At 69.0% G+C, this 15806-nt stretch carries 15 protein-coding genes; 9 read left to right on the top strand and 6 right to left on the bottom strand.

Annotation, left to right across the window (positions count from 1 at the left end; all coding sequences use genetic code 11):
* Window positions 1–184: 184 nt before the first annotated feature.
* Window positions 185–1447 (top strand): HNH endonuclease signature motif containing protein, encoded by a 1263-nt coding sequence (locus tag H5J31_RS37320; RefSeq protein WP_328701712.1) that lies wholly within the window; start codon window positions 185–187, stop codon window positions 1445–1447.
* A gap of 112 nt (window positions 1448–1559) precedes the next feature.
* Here the strand turns inward: H5J31_RS37320 and H5J31_RS37315 are convergent, their stop codons facing one another.
* Entirely contained in the window at window positions 1560–2168 is a 609-nt protein-coding gene (locus H5J31_RS37315) for a TetR/AcrR family transcriptional regulator (protein ID WP_181777370.1), read from the bottom strand.
* A gap of 88 nt (window positions 2169–2256) precedes the next feature.
* Here H5J31_RS37315 and H5J31_RS37310 point away from each other — a divergent pair, with 88 nt between their 5' ends.
* On the top strand, window positions 2257–3162 hold the full coding sequence (locus H5J31_RS37310; RefSeq protein ID WP_181777369.1) for an alpha/beta fold hydrolase: 906 nt from the start codon (window positions 2257–2259) through the stop codon (window positions 3160–3162).
* 2 nt (window positions 3163–3164) lie between these two features.
* On the opposite strand, the gene H5J31_RS37305 is transcribed toward H5J31_RS37310, so the two are convergent.
* Window positions 3165–4340 carry an aminotransferase-like domain-containing protein gene (locus tag H5J31_RS37305; RefSeq protein ID WP_236005619.1) on the bottom strand — a complete coding sequence of 392 codons (1176 nt, stop codon included), beginning with the start codon at window positions 4338–4340 and terminating at the stop codon, window positions 3165–3167.
* A 152-nt stretch (window positions 4341–4492) separates the two neighbouring features.
* Between H5J31_RS37305 and H5J31_RS37300 the strand changes: the two genes are divergently transcribed.
* Window positions 4493–4843, top strand: coding sequence for a hypothetical protein (locus H5J31_RS37300; protein WP_181777368.1), 351 nt, complete (start codon window positions 4493–4495; stop codon window positions 4841–4843).
* Here H5J31_RS37300 and H5J31_RS37295 read toward each other — a convergent pair.
* Window positions 4840–6063, bottom strand: a complete 1224-nt coding sequence (locus H5J31_RS37295; RefSeq protein WP_328701711.1) for an FAD-binding protein — start codon at window positions 6061–6063, stop codon at window positions 4840–4842. The two genes, H5J31_RS37300 and H5J31_RS37295, sit on opposite strands and share 4 nt — an antisense overlap.
* Before the next feature lie 106 nt (window positions 6064–6169).
* On the opposite strand from H5J31_RS37295, the gene H5J31_RS37290 reads away from it, so the two are divergent.
* Genes H5J31_RS37290 through H5J31_RS37280 form a run of 3 tightly spaced genes read left to right on the top strand, consistent with a single transcriptional unit; the run spans window position 6170 to window position 9409 of the window.
* Window positions 6170–7402, top strand: a complete 1233-nt coding sequence (locus tag H5J31_RS37290) for an SLC13 family permease (protein WP_181777366.1) — start codon at window positions 6170–6172, stop codon at window positions 7400–7402.
* A gap of 25 nt (window positions 7403–7427) precedes the next feature.
* On the top strand, window positions 7428–8201 hold the full coding sequence (locus H5J31_RS37285) for an IclR family transcriptional regulator (RefSeq protein ID WP_181777365.1): 774 nt from the start codon (window positions 7428–7430) through the stop codon (window positions 8199–8201).
* Between the two features lie 32 nt (window positions 8202–8233).
* Window positions 8234–9409 carry a 4-hydroxybenzoate 3-monooxygenase gene (locus H5J31_RS37280; RefSeq protein WP_181777364.1) on the top strand — a complete coding sequence of 392 codons (1176 nt, stop codon included), beginning with the start codon at window positions 8234–8236 and terminating at the stop codon, window positions 9407–9409.
* Here the strand turns inward: H5J31_RS37280 and H5J31_RS37275 are convergent.
* Both H5J31_RS37275 and H5J31_RS37270 read right to left on the bottom strand, forming a co-directional pair.
* On the bottom strand, window positions 9382–11181 hold the full coding sequence (locus tag H5J31_RS37275; protein ID WP_181777363.1) for a bifunctional sugar phosphate isomerase/epimerase/4-hydroxyphenylpyruvate dioxygenase family protein: 1800 nt from the start codon (window positions 11179–11181) through the stop codon (window positions 9382–9384). The genes H5J31_RS37280 and H5J31_RS37275 overlap by 28 nt on opposite strands.
* Window positions 11171–12019: a shikimate dehydrogenase gene (locus tag H5J31_RS37270; RefSeq protein ID WP_181777362.1), complete on the bottom strand. Its 849-nt coding sequence runs from the start codon at window positions 12017–12019 to the stop codon at window positions 11171–11173. The genes H5J31_RS37275 and H5J31_RS37270 overlap by 11 nt, the downstream gene beginning before the upstream one ends.
* A 111-nt stretch (window positions 12020–12130) precedes the next feature.
* On the opposite strand from H5J31_RS37270, the gene H5J31_RS37265 reads away from it, so the two are divergent.
* From H5J31_RS37265 to H5J31_RS37255, 3 genes are all read left to right on the top strand, one after another.
* On the top strand, window positions 12131–12772 hold the full coding sequence (locus tag H5J31_RS37265; RefSeq protein ID WP_181777361.1) for a TetR/AcrR family transcriptional regulator: 642 nt from the start codon (window positions 12131–12133) through the stop codon (window positions 12770–12772).
* A gap of 122 nt (window positions 12773–12894) precedes the next feature.
* The gene (locus H5J31_RS37260) at window positions 12895–14202 is read left to right on the top strand and encodes an MFS transporter (protein WP_181777372.1); all 1308 of its coding nucleotides are present in this window, start codon (window positions 12895–12897) and stop codon (window positions 14200–14202) included.
* Window positions 14203–14266: 64 nt separating this feature from the next.
* Window positions 14267–15208 (top strand): alpha/beta hydrolase, encoded by a 942-nt coding sequence (locus tag H5J31_RS37255; RefSeq protein ID WP_181777360.1) that lies wholly within the window; start codon window positions 14267–14269, stop codon window positions 15206–15208.
* Here the strand turns inward: H5J31_RS37255 and H5J31_RS37250 are convergent.
* On the bottom strand, window positions 15205–15806 hold a 602-nt coding region (locus tag H5J31_RS37250), incomplete at its 5' end, for a helix-turn-helix domain-containing protein (RefSeq protein ID WP_181777359.1). The two genes, H5J31_RS37255 and H5J31_RS37250, sit on opposite strands and share 4 nt — an antisense overlap.

Raw genomic sequence — 15806 nt, 5'->3', positions numbered from 1 at the left:
GTTGAAGGTTGCGAAAGTGGCTTTCGCAACACTTCCGTCGAGACCCAGACGAGGCAGCTGGACCGATTGCCTGCCCATAGTTATTCGGTTGTGCCGAAATCACCCTTCAGGGTTATTCGGACCACTTTCAAATGTGGTCTAAAATTACGAACACATGTTCGACAGGTTTTGGTATTCTTGGGGCGTGTCCGAGACGACGTTCCTTCCCGAGTTGCCGCAGGAGTTGTGGCGCGCCGGCAAGCTGGAGCTTGCCCACGGCGTGCAGCAGTTCTTGCAGGTGATGCGGGTCGCCTCTGCTGGTTTGGGCCGGTATTTGGCGGAGATCGAGTCTCGGGGCTGTAAGGATTTGTATGGGCATGGGACGACGTTGGCGTGGTTCGCCGATGTCGCCGGTTTGTCTCAGACTGAGGCGCGTCCGTATGTGAATCAGGCCATCGATTTGAATCCGACGCGTGCGTTGGATGGTCGTGAGGTTCCGGCGTTCGCACCGGCTACGGCTGCTGCGGCGGCCGAGGGTGCGATCGGGCAGGAACGGATCAAGCAGGTCCTGGGGATCTTGAGAGAGATCCCGGCCGAGGTGTCGGCCGAGGATCGAGGGTTCGCCGACACGAGGCTCGCCGACCTCGCTCGGAATGCCGGTCCCGGGGAGGTCTCCGAACTCGGGGGCACCCTGCTGGGCTTGCTGGATCCCGACGGCGCAGAACCGAAGGATCCCGAACCCGCCGAACCGCGCCGTGAACTCACCGTGGAACGCCGCAAAGACGGCTTCTGGAAGATCAAAGGCCTCCTCGACGACGAACTCGGCGCCCGCACCGCGGCCGCGATCGAGGCCTACGCCAAACCCCGCCCTGTCGACGAGTTCGGCCAGGCCGACTTCCGCACCAAAGCGGAACGGCAAGGTGACGCGTGGGCGGAACTGCTGGATCTCGCGATCGCCTGCCCGGATCAGCCCGGCACCAGCGGCTACCGGACCCTGATCCACGTGACCGTCGGTCTCGACGAGTTGAAGACCGGGATCGGGAAAGCCTGCCTGGACTATGTCGGGGAGATGACGGCCCGCGAGGCGCGGATGGCCGCGTGCGACTGTCTCATGCTGCCCGTCGTGTTGAACGCCGCGGGAGAACCGCTTGATGTGGGGCGGCTCCGACGGTTCGTGACTCCGGGCCAGCGGCGGGCGTTGAACATCCGCGACGGCGGCTGTGCGTTCCCGGGCTGTCATCGGCGACCGAAGAACTGTCACGCACACCATATCCATCACTGGGCGGACGGCGGAAGGACCGATCTCCGGAACCTCGTCTTGCTCTGCGGCTTCCACCACCGCCTGATCCACCACGGCGATTGGGAAGTCCGCATGGCCTCCGACGGGTTACCGGAGTTCATCCCACCCCAATACCGAGACCCGTTACGACATCCCCGGCGCAACACCCTCCACCGCGCCGCCGCTTGACCGCAGGAACCGAAGAGCCCGCCACCGAACCGGCGACGGGCCCTTCGGCATACCCACGTTCGCCTAGGTCGCAATCGGACGCGCCCGCACATGACCGGTTGCGCCAAAAGTGCTAGCTCACGAGCAGGCCGTTCGCCGCGATCTCCGTCGCCGCCGTGAGCAGCCTCCGAAGCTGTTCTTCGTCGCACCGCAGGGCATCCGGACGCCAACCGAGGCTGATGATCCCGTTCCACGCCGCCCACAGCACGGTCGCGACCTCTTCGGGGTCGACGTCCCGCAGTTCGCCTGCCTCCACCCCTTCGCGCAGGGCACGCACGAGCCGCGCGTTCTGCTCGGCCACCGAGGCGGCGAGCCGTTCGGAGAGTTCGCGGCCCGCCGCGTACTGGCCGGGCTCGCGGGGGAACGCCAGCATCCGGAAGTAGTCGGGGTTGGCGAGGTAGAACGCCAGGTACTCCTCCGCCGCGGCGTGGATCTGCTCGATCGGCGTCCGGCCCTGGGCGTAGGCGCGATCCATATGCTCGCGGTCGACGCGCAGCGCCCGCTCGACCACCGCCGCGTGCAAGCCGGCCTTCGATCCGAAGTGGTTGTAGAGGGAACCGACAGCGACACCGGCGCGCTCGGCGATCTCTTCGACGGTGACCTCGTCGACGGGTCGTTCGCGGAAGATCTCGTCCGCGGCCTGCAGCAGCGCGGCGATGGTCCGTTCCTTGCGCGGGTCCACAACTGTGATCCTAGCGGTTCTTGTAATCGTTGCAAGAACCGCGCTAGGGTTCTTGCAACGATTACAAGAACTCCGGACGGAGGACCGCATGACAGGCTGGGCAGGTCGAAGCTGGCGGGATCCCCGGCTCGGCGCCGCGAAACAGGTCGAGCTCCCCTCCGGACCCCTGCGCTATCACGAGACCGGAACGGGGCCGACGCTCGTCTTCGTCCACGGCTACCTGGTGAACGCGAACCTCTGGCGGGCCCTCGTCCCGCTCCTCTCCCCCGCCTTCCGGTGCATCACGCCGGACTGGCCGCTCGGCGCCCATCTCGTGCCGATGCGTCCGGACGCGGATCTGACCCCGCCCGGAATGGCCGCCGTGATCGGGCAGTTCCTCGACGCGCTCGATCTGGTCGACGTCACGCTGGTCGGCAACGACTCCGGCGGCGCCTACAGCCAGATCGCCGCGACGACTTTTCCGGACCGGATCGCGCGCCTCGTCCTCAACAGTTGCGAGACACCGGAATGCTCCTGGCCGCCCACGCCCGGCGGGTTCAGGATACTCAAGGCGACGGCCGCCCATCCGGCGACGTACCGGGCGCTCTACCAGGCGTTACGGCTCCACCGCACCTGGCGCTGGCGCAACACCTACGGCTGGATGGCGAAGTACCCGATCGACACGCGGGCCATGGAAAGCTTCATCGGCCCGGTCCTCGACGATCCCGCCATCCGGCACGACGGCCGGAAGGCGATCGGCAGCGTCTCGGCGCACTACAGCCGGGACGCTGCCGCCCGCCTCACCATCCAGTTCGCCAAGCCGGTTCTGCTGGCCTGGGCCGAGGAAGACCGGGTGTTCCCACTCGCCCACGCACGACGGTTCGCCGAGCGGTTGGACACGCCGCTCGAGACCGTCTCCGACAGCTACGTGTACACGGCCGAGGACCAACCGGACAAGATGGCGGCGTTGATCACCGCGTGGTCGCCCTCAAGGGACGACGCGGGGAACGGCTGACGCTAGACCAGCGACTTCCCCAGCCGCCGCAGCCCTTCGGCGATCGTCTCCGGTGCGTGCGCGGCGAACGACAGCCGCAGCGCCGACCGGTCCGGCTTCCCCACCTGGAACGCCGAGCCCGGCACGAACGCGACGTCGTGGCGGAGCGCCTCGGGCAGCAGCAGGTCGGTGTCCGCGCCGTCGGGAAGGGTGACCCACACGAACATCCCGCCGTCGGGATCGGTCCACGCGGTCCCGGGCGGGCTGATCGCGGGAAGTTCGGCCAGCATGGCGTCGCGTCGCACGCGGTAGGTCTCGCACAGTCGCCGGACGTGTGCGTCCAGATCCGCGGAGGCCAGGTATTCGGCCGCGGCGGCCTGATCGATGGTCGAAGTGTGCAGATCGCTCGCCTGCTTGAGGATCGCGACGCGGCGCAGGAGTTCCCGTGGCGCTCGGAGCCAGCCCAGCCGCATTCCGGGCGCGATCACCTTCGAGAAACTGCCGAGATAGACCGAGCGTTCGGCGAGTTCCGGGCGCGCCGACATCGGTTCTTCGCGTTCGCCGCGATACCGCAGTTCGTGGTACGGGTCGTCCTCGACGAGCCAGAACCCGTGGCGTGTGATGACTTCGGCCAGCGCGCGACGCCGTCCGGGACTGATCGTGCGGCCGGACGGATTGGAGAACGTGGGGACGACGTAAAGCAGCGATGGGCGTTCCCGAGCCGCGATCTCGTCCAGCGCGGCCGGGTCGATCCCTTCCTCGTCACCGGGAACGGGCACGATCCTCGCCTCGGCGAGCTGGAAGCACTGCAAGGCGGACAGATACGCCGGCTGCTCCACCAGCACGACGGCGCCGGGGTCGAGCAACGCGGTGCTCAGCAACTGCAGTCCTTGCTGGGAGCCGGTGGTCACCAGCAGATCGTCCACAGTGGTCGGGAGTCCACGTCCGGTGAGCCGTGTGGCGAGCAGGTCGCGCAGCAGCGGATTCCCTTCCGTGGGTGAGTACTGCAGGGTGCGGCGGGCGGAATCGCCGTCGAGCGCTCGGTCGAAGGCGGCGCGGAGGCCGTCCACATCGAACAGTTCGGGTGCGGGCATGCCGCCGGCGAAGGAGATCACGCCCGGACGGGCGGTGAGCGCGAGCAGGTCGCGAACGGGAGAGCTGGTGACGCCGTCCATACGACGGGCGAGGGGAAGGGACATGGCCGCTCCTCGGGAGAACGCGCGGATCTGGGAGGACTTTCGTGGCGTGGACCACGTTTTCGGTCCAAGGCCTGTGCAGCTACCGGGGATCCGCCCGTACGAGCAAGCAACTGCCACGACGATAGCAGTCCTTCTGCCCTAAGCTCGTCGTCGTGCCACTCGTGGAAATCACTTACGCGCCTCACCTTTCCGAAGACAAGCTGCGCGAACTGGGTTCGGTCCTGCCGCACCTCGTGTCCGTCGCGGTGGAATGCCCCGAGGAGCCTTACGACGGTGACCTGCAGCCAGGCGACGTGGAGCTGCGCTTCCGGCAGCCGGGCCCGTTCGATCGCTTCGGTCTGGACCTCCTCGTCGAGGTCCGGTCCAAGTGGTTCCCGAGCCGGGCGGACAACCGCCAGGAGCGAGTGGATCTCCTGCGCACGAGCATCGAGTCCGCGACCGGGATCGACGACGTCGGCGTGTACCTCTCTCTGCCCGTGGCGGCCTGGTCGCAGTCGGACTAGCGCTCCCCGAACACGTGCCGCCGCACGAACGGGCTCCGGAACTTGCCGTCCGGATCCAGGTCGACGGCCAGCGCGCGGAAATCGGCCAGGCGCGGGTAGTCCGCGGCCTGGTGGAAGAGCTTCCCCCAGTGCGGCCGGACTTCGAACGGTGCCAGGGCTTCCTCCATCACCGGCAGCAGCGCGCGGACCGCGTCCTGCTCCGGCCGCCAGGTGAAGTGCAGCGCCATCCGGTCGCCGCCGTGGAACGGGCTGAGCCACAGGTCGTCCGCCGCGACCGTGCGGATCTCGGAGGTGAGCAGCACGGGCGCGAGCCGGTGCCCGATGCCGCGCAGTGCCTCCATCGCCGCGACCGCGTGTCCGATGGGGACGAAGTATTCGGTCTGCAGTTCCTCGCCGACGCTGGGCGTGAAGTCGAGCTGGAAATGCGGGATCCGTTCGTGCCACGGCCCGGGTACCCCGAGCTGCGGGGTGCAGTTGTCCGCCCGGATCCCCGCGGCGTGCGCCGGATGCCGCGGCCCGTCCGCGGCCTTGGCCCCGAAGAAGTCCGCGCCCGGCTGCCCCTGGCCCTTCACCCAGACCTGGTCGATCGTGTCGCGTGCCCAGTTCGTGAACATGCTGACGCTGTAGCCGGCCGCCTGGATCTCCTCGAAGTGCTCGTACGCGGCTTCCCACGGCAAGCCGTCGAACACGTCCTGCCGGAGTTCGAAAGCCGGCACCAGGTCGAGGGTCAGCCGGGTCACCACACCCAGCGCGCCGAGGCCGACGACCACGCCGTCGTGGTGTGAGAACGTCTTCAGCTCGCCGTCCGCGGTGACCAGGTCCAAACCGGACACGGCCGACGCGAGACTCTGGTTCCGTCGTCCGGAGCCGTGGGTCGCCGTCGCGACGGTGCCGGCCACCGTGCAATGCGGCAGCGAAGCCAGGTTGGCCAGCGCGAACCCGGCCGCGTGCACCTGCCCGGCGATGTCGCCGTAGCGAGCCGCCGCCGGGACCGTGATCGTCGCGGCCTCGCTGTCGAGCTCGGCCACCGGATCGAGGCCGGCGAGGTCGATCTGGACGCCGCCCGGGGAGTCCGCGATGTCGTTGAAGCAGTGACGGCTGCCCAGCGCCTTGATCGCCGTCGCGGCGGCGACCACTTCCTGGACCTGTTCGACGGTCCGCGGGCGAAGGATCCGTTCTGCGGTGAAGGTCTGATTTCCCGCCCAGTTCGTCTCGCTCACCAGGCCCCTTCCCTTGCGGCGTCCGGACGCCCAGCCTACCCAGGCTAGATTCACCGGGTATGGCTTCACACCGAGGAGGTTCGCACTGACTGGCATCCCTGGCGAGATGCTGTCCATCGCGCTCTTGCTGGTCGTCCTGGCCTTCGCGGTGATACGGCCTCGCGGTCTGCCGGAGGCTGTCGCCGCCGTCCCCGCCGCGGGGATCGTCCTGCTGGCCGGGGCGATCTCGTTCCCCGACGCCGTCGACGAGGTGGCCAGGCTCGCCCCCGTCGTCGGATTCCTCGCCGCAGTGCTCGTCCTGGCCAAGCTGTGCGATGACGAAGGACTCTTCCAGGCGGCCGGGTCGCTCATGGCCCGGTTCGGTCGTGGACAGCCGCGCCGGCTGCTGCCCGCGGTGTTCGCCGTGGCCGCGGCGGTCACCGTGGTGCTCAGCCTCGACGCCACCGTGGTGCTGCTGACCCCGGTCGTGTTCGCCACCGCCGCGCGGATGGGCGCGCGGGCCAAACCGCACGCCTACGCCTGCACCCATCTGGCGAACTCGGCGTCGCTGCTGCTGCCGGTGTCCAATCTGACCAACCTGCTGGCCGTCGCCGCGACCGGGATCTCGTTCCTCCGGTTCACCGCGCTGATGACCTTGCCCTGGCTGGCCGCGGTCCTCACCGAGTATCTGGTCTTCCGCCGGTTCTTCGCCGCGGACCTCGCCGTCGAACCGCGTGGCGGGAAGGCGGCCCCGGGGCGGAAGGTCCCCACGTTCGTCCTGGTCGTGCTCGGCCTGACCCTGGCCGGGTTCGTGGTCACATCGCTGCTGGACCTCAGTCCCGCCTGGGCCGCGTTCGCCGGTGCCGCCGTCCTGGGCTGTCGCGCCCTCGCGCAACGCAGGACCTCGCCCGCCGCGATCGTGCGGTCGGCGAGCATCCCGTTCCTGGCTTTCGTGCTCGCGCTGGCGATCGTGGTCCGCGCCGTCGTCGACAACGGACTGGACGAAGCTCTCAGCCATCTGGTCCCGACGGCGAGCACGTTCCCCGCCCTGCTCGCCGCCGCCGCGGTGGCCGCCGTGCTGGCCAATCTGATCAACAACCTGCCCGCCGTGCTCGTGCTGCTCCCGCTGGCCACCGCGGGTGGGACGCCGGTGGTGCTCGCGGTCCTGATCGGGGTCAACCTCGGGCCGAACCTGACCTACGTCGGCTCGCTGGCGACGCTGTTGTGGCGCCGGATCCTGCACGGGCACGACACCCGGGCCGACCTGGGCGAGTTCACCAGGCTCGGGCTGCTGACCGTGCCCGCGTCCATCGTGCTCGCCGTCGCGGGCCTGTGGGCCGGGCTGGCCCTGTTCCCCTGATTTCACTCAGTGAGAAGATGGCTGGATGTCCGGGAACCTCTCCACGCCGGGAGCGAGCGTCACGTCGAGGGTGTTCGACCTGCTCGGCGCCTTCGACGCCGACCATCACGCGCTGTCGTTGACCGAAGTGGCGGCCCGCGCCGGCCTGCCGGTGCCCACCGCGCACCGCCTCGCCCGTGAGCTCGTGGGGCTCGGCGCGCTGGAAAGACGCGGCGATCGGTACACCGTCGGCAGACGGCTCTGGGATCTCGGCCTGCTCGCCCCCGTCCAGTACGAATTGCGGCAGGTCGCCGCGCCCTTCCTGCAGGATCTGTACGGCGCGACAGGCGCCACCGTGCACCTCGCCGAACGCGACGGCACCGAGGTGCTCTACCTCGACCGGCTCTCGGGGAACGCGTCCGTCCCGGTGGTCAGCCGGATCGGCGGGCGGTTGCCGCTGCACGCCACCGGTGTCGGGAAGGTGCTGCTGGCCTGGGCGCCGGAGGACGTCCAGCGTCAGGTGCTCACCTCGCTGACGCGCGTCACGCCGTACACCATCACGCAGCCGGGGCGGCTTCGTGAGCAGCTGCGGCGCACCCGCCGGGACGGCTACGCGCAGACCGTCGAGGAGATGAGCCAGGGCGCCTGCTCGGTCGCGGTCCCGATCAGGCCGTCCGCCACGGGCGACGTCGTCGCGGCACTCGGCCTGGTCGTCCCGGACGTGAGCCGTGGCCGCGCCCGCCTGGTCTCCGCGTTGCAGGTGGCCGCGGCCGGGATCGGACGCAGCCTGCGGATTTCACTGAGTGAAACCTCCCGCTAGGCGATCGATGGCCCGCCGCGCAGACTCCGGTCATGCGTACCCAAGTCGCCATCGTCGGCGCCGGACCCGCCGGACTGCTCCTGTCGCATCTGCTGGATCTGGCGGGTGTCGAATCGGTGATCGTCGAGACCCGCTCACGCGAGTACGTCGAGGCGCGGATCCGGGCGGGCATCCTCGAACAGTCCACAGTGGACCTTCTCCGGGAGGTCGGGCTCGCCGGGCGGCTCGATCGCGAGGGCGACGAGCATCGCGGCATCTACCTGCAATGGCCCGAGGAGCGGCACCGCCTCGACTTCGTGGACCTGGTCGGGCGCAGCGTCACGGTGTACGGCCAGACCGAGGTGACCAAGGACCTCGGCAAAGCGCGCGAGGCGGCGGGCCAGCAGATCCGGTACGAGGTCGCCGACACCGCCGTGCACGATCTCGATACGGACCGGCCGTACGTCACCTTCATCGGACCGGACGGCGTCTCGGAACGCGTCGACGCGGACGTCGTCGTCGGCTGCGACGGTTCCTTCGGGCCCTGTCGGAACGCGATCCCCGACGCCGCGAAACAAACCTGGGAACGCACTTATCCGTACTCGTGGCTGGGCGTGCTCGCCGACGTCGCCCCCTCGACCGACGAGCTCATCTACGCCTGGCATCCCGACGGTTTCGCTCTGCACTCGATGCGCTCGGCCACTGTGAGCCGGCTGTACCTCCAGGTGCCGAACGGCACCGACATCGCCACGTGGTCCGACGACCGGATCTGGGAAGCGCTCGCGATCAGGCTCGGCCACGGCCAGAACGGCTGGACGCTCACGCCGGGGCCGATCACGGAGAAGAGCGTGCTGCCCATGCGCAGCTTCGTCCAGCAGCCGATGCGGCACGGCCGCTTGTTCCTCGCCGGCGACGCCGCCCACATCGTGCCGCCCACCGGCGCCAAGGGCCTGAACCTCGCCGTCGCCGACGTCGCCCTCCTCGCGCCCGCACTCGCGTCTTTGGTGCGTGACAAGGATTCCGCGCTCGCCGACGCCTACTCGGACACCGCGTTGCGGAGGGTTTGGCGGTGTACGCACTTCTCGTGGTGGATGACCACGATGCTGCACCGATCGGGCGATCCGTTCGACCGCCAGTTGCAGCTTTCGCAGTTGCGCTGGCTCGCGCTGAGCGAAGCGGGCAAGGCGGGGCTGGCGGAGAACTACGCGGGGCTGCCGATCGGGTTCTGAGCCGTCGTCAACCGTCGTTCCCGGTGCGCGGCCATGTACACCGGCGTGTTCACGACCCCGTACCCGCGATATCCGCCGATCCGTTGCACCACCTCGAAGAACACCCGAGACCCGACGAGTTCCGTGCAGAAGTGCAGGAACTCTCCCTCGTCGTCCCGGTCGTACAGCACCGAATTCTCCCGCAGGGCGGCGGAAAACGGCAGATCGAACCTTGCCTCGAGGTCGTCGTAGTAGTTGCCGGGGATCGAAAGCAGCGGCGCGCCCGCCTCACGCATGGCGCGGACAGCGGCGAAGGCGTCTTCGCACGCGAAGGCGATGTGTTGCGGCGAAGGAACTCCAGGCGCCCACTCCCCTCGTCGCACGAGAGCGCTGTCCAGGGTCAGTCGGACGCCTTGATCACCGACCGCCCGGCTCCGCACCAAGCCGAACGGTGCCGCGAATTCGGCGACCGGCTCGGGCCGCAACCCCAGGACCGAGCGATAGAACAGGGCAGCCTCGTCGAAGTGATCGAAAGGCTGGGTCAGGGCGACGTGATCGATACCGGTGATGCCCGGCCCGGTCGGATCGACACCGGAAGACACGAAGTCGTGAAGCCACTCGTCGTTGCCGCAGAAGAAGATCTCGGTTCCGTCCGGTGCCGCGACGGCGGACAGGTCCGCCTCGTCCGGGCCGTGCTCCCGGGGCAGCACCGGCGCGAGCAGCACTTCCGCCCGGCGAGCGGATCCGGCGGGATCGGAGCTCGTCAAGCCGAGGGCGCTGATCGCGCCACCCTCGCCGGTTTCGTTGACCAGCACCCGCGCCGAACCTCGCTGCCACAACTGGACCGGCTTCGACCGATGCGTTCCGGCCCGGAAGAAACCGAGGGCCTGGAGTACGTGTCCGGTCTCCGAGCCGGCGGGAACGGCCAGTTCCGCGAAAGCGTGGCCACCCAGCGTCGCCGGAGCAGGAACCTCCAGCTCACCGAGGGATTCCCGCAGCGCCAGCAGCGAACGCATGGCATCGACCGCGGCGGGACGCGGGTCCGCTTGCCGGAAGACGTCGTTGAAGACCTCCAGCGACAGCGGGCCCCGATACCCGGCGGCCAGCACGTGCCCGGTGAACGCGGTCAGGTCGAACGCGCCCTGTCCCGGGAAGAGGCGGTGGTGCCTGCTCCAGTGCAGTACGTCCATGTCCAGCAACGGCGCGTCGGCCAGCTGGAGGAAGAAGATCTTCTCCCCCGGGATCGTCCGGATCGGACGGGGATCGCTGCCTCGCGACAGGATGTGGAAACTGTCGAGGCAGACGCCCAGCGCCGGATGGTCGGCACGCCGCACGATCCGCCACGCGTGCTCGTACATGTTCACGAACCGGCCCCAGGCGAGCGCTTCGTAAGCGACGCGGATTCCCCGCGTCGCGGCCAGCGAGGCCAACTCGTGGAGCTGCGAAGCGGCGAGGTCGTCGTCATCGACCGCGTCGGGCGAGACCGAGGAGCACACCAGGACGGTGTCGGCGCCGAGTTCGGCCATCAGGTCGAATTTCCGTTCCGCCCGGCGGAGGTTCGCCCGGAGCACGTCCGGGGGCACCGCCTCGAAATCGCGGAACGGCTGGTAGAGGTCGATCGACAGGCCGAGATCAGCGCAGAGCCGCCGGATCTCGGACGGCGACCGGCGGGACGCGATCAGATCGTTCTCGAAGATCTCGACGCCGTCGAATCCGGCCGCCGAAGCAGCGCTCAGTTTGTCTTCGAGCGTTCCGGACAGGCAGACGGTCGCGATGGCGGTGTCACCGGGCATGCGCGGTTTCCCCTTCCAGGGCTTCGAAATGCCGGAGCATGCGGTCGGCGTCCGGCTCGGCGCCGGTGAACAGGCGGAACGAGTCCGCGGCCTGGAGGACGACCATCCCGCCGCCGTGCAACGTCCGGCATCCGCGCTCGCGTGCCTGTTTCAGCAGCGTGGTCTCCAGCGGCCGATAGACGATGTCGGCGACCCACATCCCGGAGCGCAGCAACTCCACGGGAACCGGCGATCCCGGATAGGCGGCCATCCCGGTCGGAGTGGCGTGGACGAGGCCATCGGCGACGCGGATGTCTTCCAGGGAACCGGAACGAGCCCGGTCGTCGCCGAACCGCCGTCGCAGGGCGTTCACCAGGATCCCGGCGCGCACGGAGTCCACGTCGTGGACGATCAGCCGTCCGGTCCCGAGCGAGAGCAGCGCGTGCGCCACGGCCGCGCCCGCCCCGCCCGCGCCCAGCAGGACGACGGTGTCCATGTCGGCGTCGGGCAGGCCCAGGGTGAGGTTGCGGGCGAAGCCGGTCGCGTCGGTGTTGTGCCCGGTCGCCAGTCCCTCGCGGAACACCACCGTGTTCACCGCGCCGAGTGCCGCGGCGTCCGGCGCGATCTCGTCGAGGTACGGCAGCACCCGCTGCTTCACCGGATGCGTGATGTTGAGCCCGTCGAAACCGGCGGTGCGAGCGGCGGCCAGCACCTCGCCGATCGGCAGGGCCAGCGCGTCGAGGTCGAGCCGCCGGTAGAGATAGCGCAGCCCGAGCTCGTCGGCCTCCCGTTCGTGCAGCGCCGGGCTCAGCGACGGCCCGATGCCGGTACCGATCAGGCCGATGAGGTAGCTGGCCACCAGAACACTCCCTTAATGTACGAACTAGTGAGTTCACTGTAGCGCGAACAGGCCGGCGCGAGAAGGGCTGCGCTAGAGTTGGGCTTCCACCAGCGATTCGGAGGGAGCCAGGTGGCCGCACCGTCGTCCGAAGTCGAGCGCCAGCGCGACAAGGAACGCACCCGCGCCGAAATCCTCGCGGTGGCCACCAGGGAGTTCGCCGACAAGGGCTACGCCGGCGCCAGGGTGGACGAGATCGCCGCTCGCACGAGCACCACCAAGCGGATGATCTACTACTACTTCGGCGGCAAGGAACAGCTGTACGTCGCCGCGCTCGAACGGTCGTACGCCACCATCCGCGCTCTCGAACAGGACCTGGACGTCGATCACCTCGAACCCGAGAACGCGATCCGCCAGCTGGCCGAGCTCACCTTCGACCACCACGAGGCCAATCCGGACTTCATCCGGCTCGTGAGCATCGAGAACATCCACCACGGCGAGCACATCGCGCGGTCCGAAGCGCTGTCCGGCATGGCGAATCCCGCCCTCGACGTGCTCACCCGCATCCTCGGCCGCGGCCGCGAAGCCGGCCGGTTCCGCGACGACGTCGACGCGCTCGACGTGCATATGGTGATCAGCTCGTTCTGCGTGTTCCGCCTCGCGAACCGGCACACCTTCTCCGCGATCTTCGGCCGCGACATGCTCGACCCGAAGCGCCGCGATCACTACCGCCTGATGCTGGGCGACCTGGTGATCGAGTACCTGACGGCCTGAAACCCCGGCTCTTGACAACCGGGGTCGCTTCTCGCACGCTGTATTAACTAACTAGATCGTACATAGATGTATGAACTTTCAGGAGCACCGACGTGGCCCCTCCCTCCCCTGTCACGCAAGGCATGCCCCGCAAGGCCGCACTGGCCGCCTGGATCGGCAGTGCCTTGGAGTATTACGACTTCTTCATCTACGGAACAGCAGCGGCACTGGTGTTCAACAAGGTCTTCTTCCCGGCCTCCTCCCCCGCCACCGGAACCCTGCTCGCGCTGGCGACCTTCGGTGTCGGATACCTCGCCCGCCCGGTCGGCGCGTTCGTGCTCGGCCACGTCGGCGACCGGCTCGGCCGCAAGAAGGTCCTGGTCTTCACCCTGCTGCTGATGGGCGCGACGACCTTCCTCGTCGGCTGTCTGCCGACGTACGCCTCGATCGGCGTGATGGCGCCGATCCTGCTGGTGGTCCTCCGTCTGCTGCAAGGACTTTCGGCCGCGGGCGAGCAGGCGGGCGCCAACTCGATGTCGATGGAACACGCCCCCTCGCACCGGCGGGGCTACTACACGAGCTTCACCCTCAGCGGCACGCAGGCGGGCCAGATCCTCGCCACCGCGGTCTTCCTGCCGATCGCGGCGCTCCCCCAGGACCAGTTGCTCACCTGGGGCTGGCGGATCCCGTTCTGGTGCAGCGCCGTCGTCGTGGTCGTCGGCTTCGTGATCCGCCGCAAGATCGACGAAACCCCGGTGTTCGAGCAGAACAAGGCCGAGGTCGCCAAGCTGCCGGTCGCCGTCCTGTTCCGGGACCACTGGAAGGACGTCCTCCGCGTCGTCGCCGCGGCCACGATCGCCTCCGTCAGCACGATCTTCACCGTCTACGCACTGAGCTACGCCGTCAACACCGTCGGCCTGGAACGCGGGCCGATGCTGTGGGTCGGCGTACTGGCCAACGTCGCCGCGCTGGCCGCGATCCCGTTCCTGGCCGGGCTTTCCGACCGGATCGGCCGCAAACCGGTGTTCATCGCCGGCTGTCTCGCCTGCGCGGTGCTGATCTTCCCGTACCTGTGGTCCATTTCGAGCGGGTCGTACCCGCTGATCTTCACGCTCGGCATCATCATGTTCGGTGTCGCCTACAGCGGCGTGAACGGTGTGTGGCCGTCCTTCTACGGCGAGATGTTCAGCGCCAAGGTCCGGCTCTCGGGGATGGCGATCGGCACGCAGATCGGGTTCGCCATCGCCGGATTCGCCCCGAGTGTGGTCGCCGCGATCGGCTCCGGGAAGGACGATTGGCTCGGCGTCGCCATCTTCACGGCAGCGGTCTGCCTCCTCAGCGCGACGGCCGCGCTCACCGCACGCGAAACGCACAAGGTCCCGACCGAGGACCTCGGCTCGACGCACGTTCGGTGGGTGAAAGAGCCCGCTTCCGCGACGCGTGGCGGATGAAAACCGGCGGCCGCGGCGGCCACACTCGGTGGCAGATCCTCACGCCACGTCAGGAGTGTCACCGATGACCTACGCGTACGACCCGGAGATCGCCCCGGCCGTCCCGCTGCTGCCCCGGCTTCCGCTCGACGACCTGCCCACCGCCCGCGAGCTGATCAAGACCGTGCTCGCGGAGCGGCAGGGCGAGGTCGACCTCACCGGGATCACCATCCGCGATGAACGAGTGCCCGGCCCCGAAGGCGCCCCGGACGTCGGGATCCGGATCTACACGCCGGACCGGATCACCGCGCCGGCGGCGATCTTCGACGTCCACGGCGGCGGGTTCGTCGTCGGCGACCTCGGGATCGACCACGCGGCCAACGTGCGTTTCGCCAGGGAACTCGGGGTCGTCGTGGTGTCGGTCGACTACCGGCTCGCCCCGGAAGCGCCCTACCCGGCCGCGCTCGAAGACTGTTACGCGGCACTCACCTGGGTCGCCAAGAACGCGGCGGAACTGGGCGTCGACCCCGCCCGGATCGCGATCCACGGCATCAGTGCCGGTGGCGGCCTGTGCGCGGCACTCGCGCTGCTGGCCCGCGACCGCGGCGGCCCGGCGATCTTGTTCCAGTACCTCGGGGTACCGGAGATCGACGACAGGCTGGACACCCCGAGTATGCGGGCGTTCGTCGACACTCCACAGTGGAACAGGCCGCGAGCCGAGATCAGCTGGGACTGCTATCTCGGCGAAGGCGTCCGCGGCACCGCGGATGTTCCCGTCTACGCGGCACCGGCGAGGGCGGTGGACCTGAGCGGACTGCCGCCCGCGTACGTGTCGGCGATGGAGTTCGATCCACTGCGCGACGAAGGGATCGCCTACGCCCAGACGCTTCTCGCCTCCGGGGTCACCACTGAACTGCACCTGTTCCCGGGCACGTTCCACGGATCTTCCTCACTGGAGCACGCCGCGATCAGCAAACGCGAGGTCAACGAGGCGATCACCGTGCTGGGGCGGGCCCTCGACGTCTAGCCTCGTTGCGCCAGGCGGCGGGCGAGCAACGCGAGCCGGGCGCGGAACCGATCGCCCGGCTCGTCCAGCCGCCAGCCGAGGGCGTCCTCGACGTGGGCCAGCCGGGCCGCCACCGAACTGTGGTGGCGGTGCAGCGTGACCGCCGCCTGACGCAAGGATCCCGTGCGGCAGAACGCTTCCAACGCCGCGACGTCGGCCGCTCCGGTCGGCGTCGCGGCGAGCGCGTCCAGTGCCCGGACGTCGTCCTGCTCGCGCAGCCGCGCGACCGGGATCTCGGCGAGCAACGTGAGCGAGCCCAGGTCTTCGTGCACCACGACCGGTTCCGCCGCGGGTACGGCGAACCGCTCGGCGAGTCGCGCCTGGAGCCAGGATCGGCGAGCGTCCAGACCGGGAACCGCGTCGCCGACGCCGACCCGCACACCGCCGGCGGTGTCTCGTTCGCGTGCCCGGTCGGCCAGGGCGGACCGCAACGAGGCGATCACCGAGTCGTCGCGCGGCTGCAGCAGCACCGCGGCCACCTCGCCTACGGCCGCGACGTGCAACCGGGGCAACGGGCCGCCCCGAGCCAGGAGCCCGACCGCCGCCACACCGGGATCGC

Origin of the sequence: Amycolatopsis pittospori, from assembly GCF_013870525.1 — a bacterium.
Taxonomy (GTDB): Bacteria; Actinomycetota; Actinomycetes; order Mycobacteriales; family Pseudonocardiaceae; genus Amycolatopsis; species Amycolatopsis pittospori.
Note: the sequence above shows the minus strand (reverse complement) of the source record. Positions and strands in the feature narration are given on the sequence as shown.

Coding starts and splice junctions, on each gene's coding strand:
- H5J31_RS37310 (WP_181777369.1), top strand. CDS start 2,257: ATGACAGGCTGGGCAGGTCGAAGCTGGCGGGATCCCCGGCTCGGCGCC.
- H5J31_RS37305 (WP_236005619.1), bottom strand. CDS start 4,340: ATGTCCCTTCCCCTCGCCCGTCGTATGGACGGCGTCACCAGCTCTCCC.
- H5J31_RS37290 (WP_181777366.1), top strand. CDS start 6,170: ATGCTGTCCATCGCGCTCTTGCTGGTCGTCCTGGCCTTCGCGGTGATA.
- H5J31_RS37285 (WP_181777365.1), top strand. CDS start 7,428: ATGTCCGGGAACCTCTCCACGCCGGGAGCGAGCGTCACGTCGAGGGTG.
- H5J31_RS37280 (WP_181777364.1), top strand. CDS start 8,234: ATGCGTACCCAAGTCGCCATCGTCGGCGCCGGACCCGCCGGACTGCTC.
- H5J31_RS37275 (WP_181777363.1), bottom strand. CDS start 11,181: ATGCCCGGTGACACCGCCATCGCGACCGTCTGCCTGTCCGGAACGCTC.
- H5J31_RS37260 (WP_181777372.1), top strand. CDS start 12,895: ATGCCCCGCAAGGCCGCACTGGCCGCCTGGATCGGCAGTGCCTTGGAG.
- H5J31_RS37255 (WP_181777360.1), top strand. CDS start 14,267: ATGACCTACGCGTACGACCCGGAGATCGCCCCGGCCGTCCCGCTGCTG.